This is a genomic window from Pseudomonas sp. HLT2-19-2 (assembly GCF_054898005.1).
This window is the reverse complement of sequence record NZ_CM142712.1, coordinates 3,727,209-3,742,720: the sequence shown is the minus strand read 5'-3', so window position 1 is coordinate 3,742,720 and position 15,512 is coordinate 3,727,209. Positions and strand designations below refer to the sequence as shown.

The window sequence follows — 15,512 nt, the reverse complement described above, 5'->3', positions numbered from 1 at the left end:
AACTTCATTTTCCGGCTGCCCTCTAATGCAGCGGCCGCACCGAATCAGCTCATCAAAACTCCAACTGTGAACCAGGTACCCGCACTTTGTAGCTAAAGGTAGCGGTCGCTCAGCTGTGCATTTCGTAACCTCCGTTTTGTTGTTTATCCATCCATTTGATTCAAAACACTTTTAAATCTCCCCAACATTCCCCTCACATCCTATGGCACACTTTCTGCTGTCTATTCCGTTGTTACATACTTAGTTCCGGTATAACGGAATAAACATCACTTGGAGTGCTTGCCATGCATCGCCGACTTTCCTTATTTAAAGCGTGTGTTTTTGTTCTCGCGGCTTCGGCTGCTGCCCTGGGCGTGGCCCAGGCGGCGGACAGCAAGCTCGATAGCGTGCTGGCCCGCGGGAAACTGATTGTGGGCACGGGCAGTACCAATGCGCCGTGGCACTTCCAGGGAGCGGACGGCAAGTTGCAGGGTTTCGATATCGATATCGCGCGGATGGTGGCCAAAGGGTTGTTCAACGACCCGAGCAAGGTCGAGTTCGTGGTGCAGTCGTCCGATGCGCGGATTCCCAACTTGCTGACCGACAAGGTCGACATGAGCTGTCAGTTCATTACCGTCACCGCTAGCCGTGCGCAGCAGGTGGCGTTCACGCTGCCGTACTACCGCGAAGGCGTCGGCCTGCTGTTGCCGGCCAACAGCAAGTACAAGGAAATCGAAGACTTGAAAGCCGCCGGTGACGGCGTGACCGTGGCGGTGCTGCAGAACGTGTACGCCGAAGAGTTGGTGCATCAGGCATTGCCTAAAGCCAAGGTCGATCAATACGACAGCGTGGACCTGATGTATCAGGCGGTGAACTCCGGCCGCGCCGATGCCGCTGCCACCGATCAATCGTCGGTGAAATACCTGATGGTGCAAAACCAGGGCCGCTATCGCAGCCCGGCCTACGCCTGGAGCCCGCAAACCTACGCGTGCGCCGTCAAACGCGGCGATCAGGACTGGTTGAACTTCGTCAACACCGCCCTGCATGAAGCCATGACCGGCGTTGAGTTCCCGACCTATGCGGCGTCGTTCAAGCAGTGGTTCGGGGTCGATCTGCCGACCTCCGCAATTGGTTTTCCCGTCGAATTCAAATGATCCCGTGAGAGCGGGGCGGTCGTAAATCGCCCCGTTCAAGGTACTGCTGACCATGAACTATCAGTTGAACTTTGCTGCCGTGTGGCGCGATTTCGACACCTTGCTGGCGGGGCTCGGTCTGGGCCTTGAACTGGCGCTGGTGTCAATCGCCATCGGCTGCGTGATCGGCCTGCTGATGGCGTTTGCTTTGCTGTCGAAGCACCGCGCGTTGCGAGTGCTGGCGTCGGTGTATGTGACGGTCATCCGTAACACGCCGATTCTGGTGTTGATTCTGTTGATCTACTTCGCTTTGCCGAGCCTGGGGATCCGTCTGGACAAGATCCCGTCGTTCATCATCACGCTGTCGCTGTATGCCGGGGCCTATCTGACCGAAGTGTTCCGCGGCGGGTTGTTGAGCATTCCCAAGGGGCAGCGTGAAGCCGGGTTGGCAATCGGTCTGGGTGAGTGGCAGGTCAAGGCGTACGTCACCGTACCGGTGATGCTGCGCAATGTACTGCCGGCGTTGTCGAACAATTTCATCTCGCTGTTCAAGGACACTTCGCTGGCGGCTGCGATTGCCGTGCCGGAGCTGACTTATTACGCGCGCAAGATCAATGTCGAGAGCTACCGGGTGATTGAAACCTGGATGGTGACCACAGCGCTCTATGTGGCGGCCTGTTACCTCATTGCCATGATGCTGCGTTACCTCGAGCAGCGTCTGGCGATTCGCCGATAGGAGACCACATGTACGAATCCCCTAGTTGGTTGCATGAGTTATGGGTGGCGCGGGAAGTCCTGTGGCAAGGCTTTCTGACCAGTGTGCAGGTTTCGGCCCTGGCCATTCTGTTGGGCACGATAGTCGGCATCGTCGCTGGTCTGGTGCTGACGTACGGCAAGTTCTGGATGCGCGCGCCGTTTCGTTTTTACGTCGACATCATTCGCGGCACGCCAGTGTTTGTATTGGTGCTCGCCTGCTTCTTTATGGCGCCTGCGCTGGGCTGGCAGATCAGTGCGTTTCAGGCCGGCGCGTTGGGGCTGACGCTGTTTTGCGGCTCCCATGTCGCCGAGATTGTTCGCGGCGCGTTGCAAGCGCTGCCCAGCGGTCAGATGGAAGCGAGCAAGGCCATCGGCCTGACGTTTTATCAATCGCTCGGCTACGTGCTGTTGCCTCAGGCGCTGCGGCAGATTTTGCCGACCTGGGTCAACTCGTCCACCGAGATCGTCAAGGCTTCGACGCTGTTGTCGGTGATTGGTGTGGCTGAGTTGCTGCTCAGCACCCAGCAGATCATCGCTCGGACCTTCATGACCCTCGAGTTTTACCTGTTCGCCGGATTGCTGTTTTTCGTCATCAACTACGCCATCGAATTACTCGGCCGGCACATTGAAAAGCGGGTGGCCTTGCCATGACTCAACCTCAAGTTTCGATACAGAATCAGGCGCTGCTGGACATCCGCGGCCTGCACAAGCAATACGGGCCGCTCGAAGTGCTCAAGGGCGTTGACCTGACGATGCAGCGCGGAAACGTCGTGACGCTGATCGGCTCCAGCGGTTCGGGCAAGACCACGCTGCTGCGTTGCGTGAACATGCTCGAAGAGTTTCAGGGCGGGCAGATCATGCTCGATGGCGAGTCCATCGGTTATGACGAGATCAACGGCAAGCGCGTGCGTCACCCGGAAAAAGTCATTGCCAGGCATCGGGCCATGACCGGCATGGCGTTCCAGCAGTTCAACCTGTTCCCGCATCTCACGGCGTTGCAGAACGTCACCCTCGGTCTGCTCAAGGTCAAAAAGCTGCACAAGGATGAAGCGGTGGCCCTGGCGGAAAAATGGCTGGAACGGGTCGGCTTGCTGGAACGGCGCGACCACTACCCCGGTCAGTTGTCCGGCGGTCAGCAACAGCGTGTGGCAATTGCCCGGGCAATTGCGATGAACCCGAGCCTGATGCTATTCGACGAAGTGACCTCGGCCCTCGATCCGGAACTGGTCGGCGAAGTGTTGAGCGTGATCAAGGGCCTGGCTGAGGACGGCATGACCATGCTGTTGGTCACCCACGAGATGCGTTTTGCGTTCGAGGTCTCGGACAAGATCGTGTTCATGAATCAGGGGCGGATCGAAGAGCAGGGGCCGCCCAAGGAACTGTTCGAACGTCCTCAATCACCGCGTCTGGCGGAATTTCTCAAGAACACGCGGTTCTGAACTATCACTTTTCAATCAGGAGAAACACTCATGAGCATTACTCGTTACGGCACCGGCAGCACTGCCGGTGGCGGCCAACCCCGTCCTTTCGCCCGCGCCGTTGAAGCCGATGGCTGGCTGCACGTGTCCGGCCAGGTGCCGGCGCTGGACGGCGAGATCATTGCGGGCGGCATCGTCGAGCAGACTCACCAGACCATGAAGAACCTGGTCGCGATTCTCGAAGAAGCCGGTTATGGCCTGGAAGACGTGGTGCGCGCCGGCGTGTGGTTGGAAGATCCGCGGGATTTCTGGAGTTTCAACAAGGTGTTTTCCGAGTACTTCAAAAGCGAACACGCACCGGCGCGAGCCTGCGTGCAGGCGAATATGATGGTCGATTGCAAGGTTGAGATTGACTGTGTTGCGTACAAGAAAAAGGCCTGAACCGCGATCGCTCTTGTAGGAGCTGCCGAAGGCTGCGATCTTTTGGCGCTTTTGGACAAGCCACAAGGGCAAGATCAAAAGATCGCAGCCTGCGGCAGCTCCTACAGGGCGACTTTGAATGGGAACACAGACATGACCGAAGACACCATCAAGCGCCGGGCTCGCGGTCTGGACCGGGCATTCGATATCCTCGATTTCCTCAAGGAGGTCGGCAAGCCCCTGCGCCCCAACGAAATCGCCAGCGGCATCGGCAGCCCGAAATCCACGGTCTACGAATTGGTCGCCTCCCTGCTGGACCGGCGGATTCTCGAGCCCGTGGGCAAGGACGGTCACGTGTATCTCGGCCGTCAGCTGTACTTCCTCGGGCAGGCGCACTTGCGCCATTTCGACCTGACTCGCGAGGCCGATCATGCCCTGCAGGAGATCGTCAGCCAGACCCGCGAAACCGCGCAGATGTGCCTGCTCAACGGGCGCAAATACACCGTGGCATTGATGAAAGAGGGCGAGCGGCATTTCCGTATTTCCTCGGACATCGGCGAGAACGCACCGATTCCCTGGACCGCTTCCGGGCGCCTCTTGCTGGCGCACCTGAGCGACCAGGAAATCGTCGACCTGATCGATCAAGACGACTTCATCCTGCCCAACGGCGAGCGGCTGCCGCTTGCGCAGTTTCTCCTGGAAATCCGCCAGGCCGGTATCGATGGATTCTTCTCTTTCGATAGCGTCGCCGACACGTTTACCCATTGCTTCGCCGCCCCGGTCAAAGACCCTAACGGCGTGGCCATTGCGACCCTGTGCATCGTTGCCCCACGGGCCGATGCCAAGAGCAACTACAACGACTATCGCCGGGTGTTGATTGACAGCGCCAACAGCCTGGCCCGTCGTATCAGCGAATAACAGCGGCTGCCTGCGGCCGCGAATGTGAGGAGTTCGACCATGTCTTCTGCCAAAAATACTGCCGCCGTGGAAAAGGGCTTCGCCCACACGGGCGCCAACCTGGTGCGCGACGTCAGCCTGCCGGCGCTGGTGCTGCACCGCGAAGCACTGGAACACAACATTCGCTGGATGCAGGCGTTCGTCAGCAACAGCGGTGCCGAACTCGCGCCCCACGGCAAAACCAGCATGACCCCGGCGCTGTTTCAGCGCCAACTGGACGCCGGTGCCTGGGGCATCACCCTGGCCAGCGCCACGCAAACCCGCGCGGCTTACGCCCATGGCGTGCATAGGGTACTGATGGCTAACCAATTGGTCGGTACGCCGAACATGGCGCTGATCGCCGATCTGCTGGCCGATCCGGCTTTCGACTTCCATTGCATGGTCGATCACCCGGACAACGTCACTGACCTGGGTGCGTATTTCGCCTCGCGCGGTGTGCGCTTGAACGTGATGATCGAGTACGGCGTGGTCGGTGGTCGTTGCGGTTGCCGCACGGAAGAGGAAGTGGTTGCGCTGGCCAAGGCCATCGCGGCGCAACCAGCGTTGGCGCTGACCGGGATTGAAGGTTACGAAGGGGTGATTCACGGTGATCATGCGGAGAGCGGCATCCGTGCGTTCGCTGATTCTTTGGTGCGCCTGGCCGTGCAGTTGCAGGACAGCGGGGCGTTCGCCATTGCCAAGCCGATCATCACCGCGTCGGGTTCGGCCTGGTACGACTTGATTGCTGAATCATTCGAAGCGCAGAACGCCGGTGGGCGGTTCCTCAGTGTGCTGCGTCCCGGCAGCTATGTGGCGCACGATCACGGCATCTACAAAGAGGCGCAATGCGGCGTGCTCGTCCGCCGCAGTGATCTGCACGAAGGCCTGCGCCCGGCGCTGGAAGTCTGGGCGCATGTGCAGTCGTTGCCGGAGCCGGGGTTTGCGGTGATCGCCCTGGGTAAACGCGACGTGGCCTACGACGCCGGTTTGCCGGTGCCGTTGTTGCGCTACAAGGCCGGTGTGGTGCCGGCGACGGGCGATGACGTCCGCGCCTGCAAGGTGACGGCGGTGATGGACCAGCATGCGTTCATGACCGTAGCGCCGGGTGTTGAGTTGCGGGTGGGGGACATCATTTCGTTCGGCACGTCCCATCCGTGCCTGACGTTCGACAAGTGGCGTACCGGGTGTCTGGTGGATGAGCAACTGAACGTCATCGAAACCATGGAAACCTGTTTCTAGCGGCTATGTGCTCGTTTCCACGCAGAGCGTGGGAACGATCGATCGAGTGAGATCCCACAACATGCACACCATCAGCACCCTAGGCCCCAACACCCCGCGCATCGCCCTGATCGGCGAGTGCATGATCGAGCTGCAGCAACGCGCCGACGGCAGCCTGCAACAGAGTTTTGGTGGCGATACCTTGAACACGGCGGTCTACCTGTCCCGGGAGTTGGGCGAGGGCGGCACGGTGGATTACGTCACCGCCCTGGGCGACGACAGTTTCAGCGATGCCATGTGCCAGAGCTGGGCCGACGAAAACATCGGGCTTGGCAGGGTCCAGCGCTTGCCCGGTCGCTTGCCCGGCTTGTATTGCATCCAGACTGACGCTGCCGGCGAGCGGCGTTTTCTCTACTGGCGCAATGAAGCGGCAGTCCGCGATTGCTTTACTAACCCAGCCGCCGCGCCAATCCTGGCGGCACTGCCAGATTACGATGTGTTGTATTTCAGTGGCATCACCCTGGCGGTACTCGGTGTGCAGGGGCGGGAGAAGTTACTGGAAACCCTGATCGAAGCCCGGCAGCGGGATGCGCGGATCGTGTTCGACAACAACTACCGGCCACGTTTGTGGGCCTCGGTTGAAGAGGCTCGGGCGGCGTATCGCAGCGTTCTGCCCTATGTCGACCTGGCGTTGCTGACCGTTGATGACGAGCAGGCGCTGTTTCATTTTTCCGATTGCGAGGCGGTGTTTGCTGCTTACGAGCAGATCGGCACGCCTGAGGTGGTACTCAAGCGTGGCGCCGAGGCGTGTCTGATTCGCTGTGACGGGGAGTCGTTCGAGGTGCCGGCCCAGGTCGTTGAGCGAGTGGTGGACACCACGGCGGCGGGGGATTCGTTCAGTGCGGCGTATCTGGCCAGTCGACTCAAGGGCGGCAGTCCGGTTGAGGCTGCTGAAGCGGGGCATCGTTTGGCGAGTCGGGTGATTCAGGTGCCTGGGGCACTGATCCCCCAAGACTGAACGCGATCCCCTGTAGGAGCTGCCGCAGGCTGCGATCTTTTGATTTTGATTTTGATTTTGATTTTCAAGAGCAAGATCAAAAGATCGCAGCCTGCGGCAGCTCCTACAGTGATGCATCAATCCCGGTAAAACACCTGCACCAGGTGATAACCAAACTTGCTCTTGATCGGCCCGTGTACCACGCGCAGCGGTTTTTTGAAGATCACGGCATCGATGACCCCGACCATCTGCCCGGGCCGTACTTCACCGAGGTCGCCGCCGCGCTTGCCGGACGGGCAGGTGGAATACTTCTTGGCCAGCACATCGAAGGCTTCGCCCTTGGCGATGCGTTGTTTGAGCTGTTCGGCTTCTTCCGAGGTTTTCACCAGAATATGGCGGGCTTGAGCTTTCATTGGGGCAGGTACCTTGCAACGGTGGTGGCAGCGCGGCGCGCGATTATGCCTTAACTCAGTCCGGTTGACCGATCATCGCGCGAATCTTGTTGGCCAACAGGTCAATTGAAAAGGGTTTGGCCACCATGTCCATGCCTTCCTCCAGGAAGCCCTGGCGCTCGGCGGCTTTTTCCGCATAACCGGTCATGAACAGCACTTTAAGACCGGGGCGGTGTTGGCGCGCGATTTCCGCCAATTGTCGACCGTTCATTCCCGGCAGCCCGACGTCGGTGACCAGCAAATCTACCCGCAGATCGGATTCCAACAGAGGCAGGGCAGTCTTCGCGTCTTCGGCTTCATAGGTGTGGTAACCCAGCTCGTGGAGCAGGTCGAGCACCAGCATGCGCACCGCCGGATCGTCCTCCACCAACACCACGGTTTCACCGGCGATGGCGGCCGGCGCCTCACTCGTGACCGGCATCAGGGTATTGACCGGCTCGCAAACGTGTAGCCGTGGCAGGTACAGACGCACGCTGGTGCCTTGGCCCGGCAAGCTGAAAAGGCTGACATGCCCGCCCGACTGCTGGGCAAAACCATAGATCATCGACAGCCCGAGACCGGTGCCCTGGCCGATGGGTTTGGTGGTGAAGAACGGGTCGAAGGCCTTGGCCAGCACCGACGGTGACATGCCGGTACCGTTGTCGCTGACGGCAATCATCAGATAATCCCCGGCCTTGACCGGTTCCAGGGTGTTGATGTCACTGCTGTCGAGGTAAACGTTGGCCGTTTCGATCCGCAACTCACCGCCATCGGGCATGGCGTCCCGGGCGTTGATCACCAGATTGAGCAGGGCGTTTTCCAGTTGGCTGACGTCCGTGCTGACCGGCCAGACGTCATCGGCCAGTTGCAGTGTGAGTTCGATGTGGTCGCCCTTGGTCCGGCTGAGCAGGTCTTCCAGGGAATGGATCAGATCATTGGCGTTGAGCGGCTTGCGGTCCAGTGACTGACGCCGGGAAAACGCCAGCAGGCGGTGGGTCAGGGCGGCGGCACGGTTGGCCGAGGACACTGCCGCCTCGGTGAAACGGCCAACCTCGGCGGCGCGCCCATCGGCAATGTAGCGCTGCATCAAATCGAGGCTGCCGATGATCCCCGTGAGCATATTGTTGAAGTCATGGGCGATGCCGCCGGTGAGCTGGCCGAGCGCTTCCATCTTCTGTGCATGCCGCAACGCCTCTTCGGCGCGCTCGCGTTCGAACATCTCGTTCTGCAGCCGCTGGTTGGCTTCGGCCAGTTGTTGGGTGCGGGCGACGACACGTTCCTCAAGGGTTTCGTTGAGATTGCGCAGGGCTTCTTCGGTCTGTTTGCGCTCGGTTTCGTCAATCACAAAGATGTAGAAACCATTGACCGCTCCATCCGCACCGTGGCGCGGCAAGTAGTTCATCAGGGCATGGCGGATGCTGCCGTCACGGTGCGGGGTGCTGATACTGAAACTACAAGACCTGCCGGACAGTGCCAGGGCGATGTGTTCGGCGCGCAACGCATAGGCTTCTTTACCCAGAACTTCACGGATGGTTTTGCCATAGAGCTCCTGAGGCGTCAGCCCGTACCAATCGAGGTAGGCCGCATTGTTCAGGCGAAAGCGCTCCTCGCTGTCCACGTAGCTGATCAGGATCGGCATGGCGTTAATGATCAGTTGCAGCTCGGTCTGACTTTGCCGCAAGGCTTGCTCGGTGTGTTTACGTTCAGTCAGGTCCAGGGCAGCACCGAGGAAGCGAATCGGCCGGCCATGGTGGTCCTTGTAGCAACGTCCCCGGGCAAACACCCAGCGCAGCTGGCCATCAGGTTGCAGCAGGCGATACTCCTCGGCGTACTCGGTGCCGTGGGTGATGGAGTGCTTGATGCTGCGGGTGACCATGGCGCGGTCTTCCGGGTGCACCCCCTGAAGGTAGGCGCTAATGGGCAACTGGCTGGCGAGCAGCGGGTCGACGCCGTGCAATTGGGCGAAGTGGGTGTCGGCAATGAAGCGATCTTCGCCGATGTCCCAGTCCCAGGTGCCGACGGCGTCAGTGGCGGCGAGGGCCAGTTGCAGACGCTCCTCGGTTTCGTGCTGGGCCTTGAGGCTGGCGGCCGAACGCTGTTCGAGTTCGAGGGCGATGCGTCGGCGTTCGTTGGTTTCGATGGCGGTGACCAGAATCCCGACGACCTGGGCGCTTTCATCGCGGATGGGGCTGTAGGTCAGGTCCAGCCAGAAGTCGGAATCATGGCCATCGCGCTGCAAGGTGAAGCGCTGTTCGCTGTAGGTCCGCACCTGTCCTTGTAGGACGGCGCTGTAAATGGGGTCGGTAAATTCCCTTAACTCTGGCCAGATCAGGTGCGTCGGCTGTCCGAAAGCGTGTGGATGCTTGCTGCCGGACAGCAGGGCAAAGCCGTCGTTGTAGATCTGCGTGAGCTGCGGACCCCACAACAACAGCATGGGCATCGGCGAATGAATCACGATGTCCACGGCGGTTCGCAAGCTCTGCGGCCAGGTACTGGCCGCGCCCAGCGGGCTGCGGCTCCAGTCCAGTCGGGCAATCAAGGCCTGGGCATCGCTGCCGGTCGGTGATGCGTTCATCTACCTGTCCTGCACTGAAGTCGGTGTGACGGCGTCAACTATCCTAAGGCAGTAGACGCTGGATGACCCATTTTGGGTCATTTCTGTTCATTGAATGCTTCGCGGGTGCTTTTTGCCATGGAAATCGAATCACTGTTGAGGCTCCTGGCCAATCAGGATGGCTCCGATCTATACCTGTCCACCGGTGCGCCACCCAGCGCACGGTTCGATGGCGTGCTTAAACCCTTGGCCGATCAGCCGTTCAAACCGGGAGAAATTGCGGCCATTGCCGCGTCAATCATGGACGCCGAACAGCGTCTGGAGTTCGATCGGGAGCTGGAGATGAACCTGGCGATCTCGTTGACAGGTGTCGGGCGCTTTCGGGTCAATATCTTCAAACAACGCAACGATGTGTCGATCGTGGCGCGCAACATCAAACTCGACATTCCGCGTTTCGAAGACCTCAACCTGCCGTCGGTACTGCTCGAGACGGTGATGCTCAAACAAGGGCTGATGCTGTTCGTCGGTGCCACCGACTCCGGTAAATCCACCTCGCTGGCGGCATTGATCGACTACCGCAATCGCCACAGCAGTGGCCACATCATCACCATCGAAGACCCGGTCGAGTACATCCATCGGCACAAAAAGTCGATCATCAACCAGCGCGAGGTCGGCGTCGATACCCGCAGTTTCCATGCTGCATTGAAAAATACCCTGCGCCAGGCACCGGACGTGGTGCTGATCGGCGAAATCCGTGACCGCGAGACGATGGAGCACGCGCTGGCATTTGCCGATACCGGTCATCTGGTCATTTCCACTCTGCATGCGCACAACGCCAATCAGGCGTTGGACCGAATCATCAACTTCTTCCCCGAAGAGCGCCGGCCGCAGCTGCTTAATGATTTGGGCAACAACCTCAAGGCTTTCGTTTCCCAGCGCTTGGTGCGCACCCGCGACGGCAAGCGACGGGCGGCGGTAGAAGTGATGCTCGGGACGCCGACCATCGGCGATCTGATCCGGCGCAATGAGTTTTCAGAACTGAAGGGGATCATGGAGAAGTCTGTGGAACTGGGGATGCAGACGTTTGACGGTGCGTTATACGCGTTGGTCATCGAGGGGGCGATTGAAGAAGAGGAAGCGCTCAAACATGCGGATTCGGTGAATAATTTGCGCCTGCGGCTAAAGCTGCACGCCGAAGCATCACCGGGCCCCCATACACCACCGGGTGAATGGGGGTTGATGGACTGAGGCTCGCTCAGCTTTGCAATTCCGGTCGGTTTCGGAACTGTTCAAGCGCCTCGGGATTGGCCAGCGCATCGGTATTTTTCACCTTCTGCCCGTGCACCACATTCCTCACCGCCAACTCGACAACCTTGCCACTGATCGTCCGTGGAATGTCCGTCACCGCGACAATCTTCGCCGGTACATGCCGTGGTGTGGTGTTGGCGCGGATGACCTGGCGGATCTGCTGTTCCAGCCCCTCGTCGAGTTCGACACCGTCACGCAAACGTACGAACAGCACGACCCGAACGTCATCCAGCCATTGCTGACCGATGGCCACGCTGTCCAGTACCTGCGGGACCTTCTCCACCTGACGGTAGATTTCCGCCGTGCCGATGCGCACGCCGCCGGGGTTGAGCACGGCGTCGGAGCGTCCGTGGATCATCATCGCGCCATGGGGCAATTGTTCAGCGTAATCGCCTTGGGCCCAGACCCCGGGGAACTGACTGAAATACGAGGCACGAAGCTTTTCCTGCTGAGGATCATTCCAGAACCCGATGGGTATTGCCGGAAAGTGCCGGGTGCACACCAGCTCACCTTTTTCGCCGATCACAGGCTGGCCGTCGTCGTTCCAGACTTCCACCGCCATGCCCAGGCTTTTGCCTTGTATCTCGCCACGGCGCACGGGTTGCAGCGGATTGCTGTTCACAAAACACGAAACGATGTCGGTGCCGCCGGACATCGAGGCCAGGCACAGGTCAGCCTTGAGGTCGCGGTAGACATAGTCGTAACTCTGTGGCGACAACGCGGAACCGGTGCAGAGCAGGGTTTTGAGGCTGCTCAGGTCATGGCTTTCGCGAGGTTTGACGCCGTTGCTTTCCAGGGTCGCGAGGTACTTGGGGCTGGTGCCGAACACGCTGACGCGTTCGTCGTCAATTAGATCGATCAGGAGCTCGGTGGCGGGATGAAACGGCGAGCCGTCATACAGCACCACCGCGCTGTCCACGGCCAGTGCCGAGACCAGCCAGTTCCACATCATCCAGCCGCACGTGGTGTAGTAGAACAAACGGTCGCCGGGGCCGAGATCGCAATGCAGGCCATGTTCCTTGACGTGTTGCAGCAACACGCCGCCGGTGCTGTGAATGATGCATTTGGGCACGCCTGTGGTGCCGCTGGAATAGAGGATGTACAGCGGATGCGCGAAGGGCACGGGCACAAAACCCGGTTCACCGCCAGCGTCGTAGAAATCATCCCAGAGCGTCACGTTGGCCCGGGTGTGGAAGTCCTCGATGTGCGCCTGTGGCCGGGCGTAAGGCACGACGATCAGGTGCTGCAAGGACGGCAGACGTTCGAGGATCTCGTTGACCTTGGCGGTCTGCTCGATCTCTTTGCCGGCATAGCGGTAACCGGCGCAGGTGATCAGCACGGTCGGTTCGATCTGGCCGAAGCGATCGATCACCCCTTGAGTGCCGAAGTCCGGTGAAGAGCAGGACCAGATCGCCCCCAGGCTGGTGGTGGCGAGCATGGCCACCAGGGTTTGCCAGGTGTTTGGCATGCACGCGGCCACTCGATCGCCAACGACGACGCCAGCGGCGATCAAGCTATTTTGAAAACCGGCGACATGCTCCGCCAGTTCGGCCCAGGTCAGCTGCTCGCGTTGGCCGTTTTCACCGATGGCCACCACTGCCACGGCATCGTCGCGACGGCGCAGCAGGTGCTCGGCGAAATTCAGGGTGGCGCCGGGAAACCATTGGGCGCTGGGCATTTGTGGGCCTTCCACCAGCACAGCGTCCGGTTGATCATGGAAACGGATGTCGAAGAAATCGACGATGGCCTGCCAGAACGCTTCGCGCTGATCGATGGACCATTGATGCAGGGCAGGGTAGTCGTCGACGTGGAGGTTGTGCCGCTGATTGATGAAGCGCCGGAAAGCCTCCATGCGGGTCTTGCCGATGCGCTTGACGCTGGGTTGCCAGAGGATGTCGGACATGGCTTGCCTCTCTCGTTCTGTGGGTTACTGCGCCAACCACCCACCATCAATATTCCACGCCGCGCCACGCACCTGGCTACCGGCTTCGCTGCACAAAAACAGCACCAGTTCGCCCAATTGCGGCGGCGTGACGAACGCCAGGGACGGCTGCTTCTCGGCCAGCAAATCATGCTGCGCCTGCTGCGGGTCGACCCCTTTGGCGATGCGGTCATCAATCTGCTTCTGCACCAGCGGCGTCAGCACCCAACCCGGGCAGATGGCGTTGCAGGTGACGTTGGTGGTGGCCGTTTCCAGGCCCACCACCTTGGTCAAACCGATGACCCCATGCTTGGCCGCGACGTAAGCCGCCTTGCCCACCGACCCGACCTGGCCATGCACCGAAGCGATGTTGATGATCCGTCCCCAGCCCTTGGCGCGCATGCCCGGCAGGCTCAAGCGGGTGCTGTGGAAGACCGACGACAGGTTGATCGCAATGATCGAATCCCAGCGCTCCACCGGGAAATCCTCCACCGACGCCACATGCTGGATGCCGGCATTGTTGACCAGAATGTCCACGCCGCCGAACTCACGCTCGGCGTAGGCAATCATGTCGGCGATCTGCTCAGGGTTGCTCACGTCGGCCGGGTGATGGCCAACCTTGCCACCGCTTTTGTTATTGAGCAGCTCGACCTCGGCAATCACTTTGGACGCATCACCGAAACCGTTGAGGATCAGATTGGCGCCAGCCTTGGCCAGGCTGAGGGCAATGCCCAGGCCGATGCCGCTGGTGGAACCGGTGACCAGTGCAGTCTTGCCCGAAAGAGTCGTCATGAATACCTCACACAATGCCAGTGGCGTAGAAAGTACCGATCACCACAAAAACCGCCAGGGTCTTGATCAGCGTAATACAGAAAATGTCTTTGTAGGCTTCGCGGTGGGTCAGGCCGGTGACCGCCAGCAAGGTAATCACCGCGCCGTTGTGCGGCAGGGTGTCCATGCCGCCACTGGCCATTGCGGCCACCCGGTGCAGCACTTCCAGCGGAATGTCGGCGGCGTGGGCCGCTGCGATGAAGTCATTGGCCATGGCCGCCAGCGCAATGCTCATACCACCAGACGCGGAACCGGTGATACCGGCCAGCAGGGTCACGGTAATCGCTTCGTTGACCAGCGGATTGGGAATGCTTTTGAGCCAGTCGGCCAATACCAGGAAGCCCGGCAAGGAGGCGATCACCGCACCAAAGCCGTATTCCGACGCGGTGTTCATCGCCGCCAGCAACGAACCACTGACCGCACTTCGACTGCCTTCGGCCAACTTGCCGCGAATCGCCTGGAAGCCGAACACCAACACCATAATGATGCCCACCAGCAAGGCCGCCTGAACCGCCCAGATCGCAGTGAGCTTGGCGATTTCGGTGGTCACCGGCGCGGCCATGCCCGGTAGCGCGAGGCTGTGGGTCTTGCCGTACCACTGCGGAATCCACTGGGTAAACAGCAGGTTCATGATGCCGACGGCCAGCAGCGGCGACACAGCGATCCACGGATTTGGCAGTTTGATGTCGGCAGCGGTTTGCGGCTCGTTGCGCAGATCGGTGCCATACCCTTCACCGGCGTGCTGCGCCTTGTTGCGCTGGCGCTGGAGAAACAGCATGCCGGCGCAGACCACGAAGATCGAGCCGATCAAGCCCAGCCAAGGCGCGGCCCAGGCGGTGGTGTTGAAGAAGGTACTGGGGATGATGTTCTGGATTTGCGGGGTGCCGGGCAGGGCGTCCATGGTGAACGAGAATGCACCAAGGGCGATGGTCGCCGGGATGAGTCGCTTGGGAATATTACTCTGGCGGAACATTTCAGCAGCAAACGGATAGACCGCGAACACCACCACAAACAGCGACACGCCGCCGTAAGTCAGCAGGGCGCAGACCAGTACGATCACCAGCATCGCCTGACTCGTGCCGAGGAGGCGAATCGCCGCTGCGACGATGGAGCGCGAGAAGCCCGACAGTTCGATCAGCTTGCCGAACACCGCGCCGAGCAGGAACACCGGGAAATACAGTTTGATGAAGCCGACCATTTTCTCCATGAACACCCCGGTGAAGGCAGGAGCGACGGCGGAAGGGTCGGTGAGCAGAACGGCGCCGAGGGCGGCAATCGGGGCAAAAAGGATAACGCTGTAGCCACGGTAAGCCGCGAGCATCAGCAGCGTGAGGGCTGCCAAGGCAATGATCACACTCATGGTGTGTCTCCTGGATTGTTATTTTTGTAGGGTGGATCTTCTGTGGGAGAGGGCTATAGCGAGTTTCGTGCCATCCGTGTAAGACATTGAAATATAAATAAATTATTTGTATTTAATGTGGGGGTGCGTATTTTTGTCTCTGTTTTGAGATTTTTAGCGGCCGTGCGGACGCCTTCGCGGGCAAGCCTCGCTCCTACAGGTTTGTGGCCAGCCGATAAATCGCGAACTCCCTGACCTGTAGGAGCGAGGC

Annotated in this window: 14 protein-coding genes; 9 read left to right on the top strand and 5 right to left on the bottom strand. The window is 60.0% G+C overall.

What is annotated here, in order from left to right; translation table 11 throughout:
• Positions 1 to 284 precede the first annotated feature (284 nt).
• The 8 genes from ACYZTU_RS17415 (at position 285) to ACYZTU_RS17380 (ending at position 6,878) form a co-directional block, all read left to right on the top strand.
• Complete coding sequence (locus tag ACYZTU_RS17415) at positions 285 to 1,133, top strand: transporter substrate-binding domain-containing protein (RefSeq protein ID WP_461964471.1); 849 nt, start codon at positions 285 to 287, stop codon at positions 1,131 to 1,133.
• Positions 1,134 to 1,185: 52 nt separating this feature from the next.
• Positions 1,186 to 1,848, top strand: coding sequence for an amino acid ABC transporter permease (locus ACYZTU_RS17410; RefSeq protein WP_017339153.1), 663 nt, complete (start codon positions 1,186 to 1,188; stop codon positions 1,846 to 1,848).
• Positions 1,849 to 1,856: 8 nt separating this feature from the next.
• A complete protein-coding gene (locus ACYZTU_RS17405; RefSeq protein WP_461964470.1) occupies positions 1,857 to 2,519 on the top strand; it encodes an amino acid ABC transporter permease in 663 nt (220 codons plus the stop codon).
• A complete protein-coding gene (locus ACYZTU_RS17400) occupies positions 2,516 to 3,307 on the top strand; it encodes an amino acid ABC transporter ATP-binding protein (RefSeq protein ID WP_461964468.1) in 792 nt (263 codons plus the stop codon). Before ACYZTU_RS17405 ends, ACYZTU_RS17400 begins: the two co-directional genes overlap by 4 nt.
• A gap of 30 nt (positions 3,308 to 3,337) precedes the next feature.
• The gene (locus ACYZTU_RS17395; RefSeq protein ID WP_461964467.1) at positions 3,338 to 3,727 is read left to right on the top strand and encodes a RidA family protein; all 390 of its coding nucleotides are present in this window, start codon (positions 3,338 to 3,340) and stop codon (positions 3,725 to 3,727) included.
• Between the two features lie 132 nt (positions 3,728 to 3,859).
• A complete protein-coding gene (locus ACYZTU_RS17390) occupies positions 3,860 to 4,624 on the top strand; it encodes an IclR family transcriptional regulator (protein WP_461964465.1) in 765 nt (254 codons plus the stop codon).
• Positions 4,625 to 4,663: 39 nt separating this feature from the next.
• Positions 4,664 to 5,881 carry an amino acid deaminase gene (locus ACYZTU_RS17385; protein ID WP_461964464.1) on the top strand — a complete coding sequence of 406 codons (1,218 nt, stop codon included), beginning with the start codon at positions 4,664 to 4,666 and terminating at the stop codon, positions 5,879 to 5,881.
• Positions 5,882 to 5,942: 61 nt separating this feature from the next.
• Positions 5,943 to 6,878 (top strand): sugar kinase, encoded by a 936-nt coding sequence (locus ACYZTU_RS17380; RefSeq protein WP_461964463.1) that lies wholly within the window; start codon positions 5,943 to 5,945, stop codon positions 6,876 to 6,878.
• Between the two features lie 116 nt (positions 6,879 to 6,994).
• On the opposite strand, the gene ACYZTU_RS17375 is transcribed toward ACYZTU_RS17380, so the two are convergent.
• The gene (locus ACYZTU_RS17375) at positions 6,995 to 7,270 is read right to left on the bottom strand and encodes a peptidylprolyl isomerase (RefSeq protein WP_007898282.1); all 276 of its coding nucleotides are present in this window, start codon (positions 7,268 to 7,270) and stop codon (positions 6,995 to 6,997) included.
• Between the two features lie 55 nt (positions 7,271 to 7,325).
• A complete protein-coding gene (locus ACYZTU_RS17370) occupies positions 7,326 to 9,863 on the bottom strand; it encodes a hybrid sensor histidine kinase/response regulator (RefSeq protein WP_461964461.1) in 2,538 nt (845 codons plus the stop codon).
• A 117-nt stretch (positions 9,864 to 9,980) separates the two neighbouring features.
• On the opposite strand from ACYZTU_RS17370, the gene ACYZTU_RS17365 reads away from it, so the two are divergent.
• Complete coding sequence (locus tag ACYZTU_RS17365; protein ID WP_461964460.1) at positions 9,981 to 11,090, top strand: PilT/PilU family type 4a pilus ATPase; 1,110 nt, start codon at positions 9,981 to 9,983, stop codon at positions 11,088 to 11,090.
• A gap of 7 nt (positions 11,091 to 11,097) precedes the next feature.
• Here the strand turns inward: ACYZTU_RS17365 and ACYZTU_RS17360 are convergent, their stop codons facing one another.
• From ACYZTU_RS17360 to ACYZTU_RS17350, 3 genes are read right to left on the bottom strand one after another with little or no spacing between them, the layout of a single operon-like run.
• Complete coding sequence (locus ACYZTU_RS17360; protein ID WP_461964459.1) at positions 11,098 to 13,053, bottom strand: acetoacetate--CoA ligase; 1,956 nt, start codon at positions 13,051 to 13,053, stop codon at positions 11,098 to 11,100.
• Between the two features lie 24 nt (positions 13,054 to 13,077).
• Entirely contained in the window at positions 13,078 to 13,863 is a 786-nt protein-coding gene (locus tag ACYZTU_RS17355) for a 3-hydroxybutyrate dehydrogenase (RefSeq protein WP_461964457.1), read from the bottom strand.
• 7 nt (positions 13,864 to 13,870) lie between these two features.
• On the bottom strand, positions 13,871 to 15,262 hold the full coding sequence (locus ACYZTU_RS17350; RefSeq protein WP_461964456.1) for a GntP family permease: 1,392 nt from the start codon (positions 15,260 to 15,262) through the stop codon (positions 13,871 to 13,873).
• Between the last annotated feature and the right edge of the window lie 250 nt (positions 15,263 to 15,512).

What these genes read in the sequence shown, in the direction of transcription:
- ACYZTU_RS17415 (WP_461964471.1), top strand. Translation starts at nt 285, where the DNA reads ATGCATCGCCGACTTTCCTTATTTAAAGCGTGTGTTTTTGTTCTCGCG.
- ACYZTU_RS17410 (WP_017339153.1), top strand. Translation starts at nt 1,186, where the DNA reads ATGAACTATCAGTTGAACTTTGCTGCCGTGTGGCGCGATTTCGACACC.
- ACYZTU_RS17405 (WP_461964470.1), top strand. Translation starts at nt 1,857, where the DNA reads ATGTACGAATCCCCTAGTTGGTTGCATGAGTTATGGGTGGCGCGGGAA.
- ACYZTU_RS17400 (WP_461964468.1), top strand. Translation starts at nt 2,516, where the DNA reads ATGACTCAACCTCAAGTTTCGATACAGAATCAGGCGCTGCTGGACATC.
- ACYZTU_RS17395 (WP_461964467.1), top strand. Translation starts at nt 3,338, where the DNA reads ATGAGCATTACTCGTTACGGCACCGGCAGCACTGCCGGTGGCGGCCAA.
- ACYZTU_RS17390 (WP_461964465.1), top strand. Translation starts at nt 3,860, where the DNA reads ATGACCGAAGACACCATCAAGCGCCGGGCTCGCGGTCTGGACCGGGCA.
- ACYZTU_RS17385 (WP_461964464.1), top strand. Translation starts at nt 4,664, where the DNA reads ATGTCTTCTGCCAAAAATACTGCCGCCGTGGAAAAGGGCTTCGCCCAC.
- ACYZTU_RS17380 (WP_461964463.1), top strand. Translation starts at nt 5,943, where the DNA reads ATGCACACCATCAGCACCCTAGGCCCCAACACCCCGCGCATCGCCCTG.
- ACYZTU_RS17375 (WP_007898282.1), bottom strand. Translation starts at nt 7,270, where the DNA reads ATGAAAGCTCAAGCCCGCCATATTCTGGTGAAAACCTCGGAAGAAGCC.
- ACYZTU_RS17370 (WP_461964461.1), bottom strand. Translation starts at nt 9,863, where the DNA reads ATGAACGCATCACCGACCGGCAGCGATGCCCAGGCCTTGATTGCCCGA.
- ACYZTU_RS17365 (WP_461964460.1), top strand. Translation starts at nt 9,981, where the DNA reads ATGGAAATCGAATCACTGTTGAGGCTCCTGGCCAATCAGGATGGCTCC.
- ACYZTU_RS17360 (WP_461964459.1), bottom strand. Translation starts at nt 13,053, where the DNA reads ATGTCCGACATCCTCTGGCAACCCAGCGTCAAGCGCATCGGCAAGACC.
- ACYZTU_RS17355 (WP_461964457.1), bottom strand. Translation starts at nt 13,863, where the DNA reads ATGACGACTCTTTCGGGCAAGACTGCACTGGTCACCGGTTCCACCAGC.
- ACYZTU_RS17350 (WP_461964456.1), bottom strand. Translation starts at nt 15,262, where the DNA reads ATGAGTGTGATCATTGCCTTGGCAGCCCTCACGCTGCTGATGCTCGCG.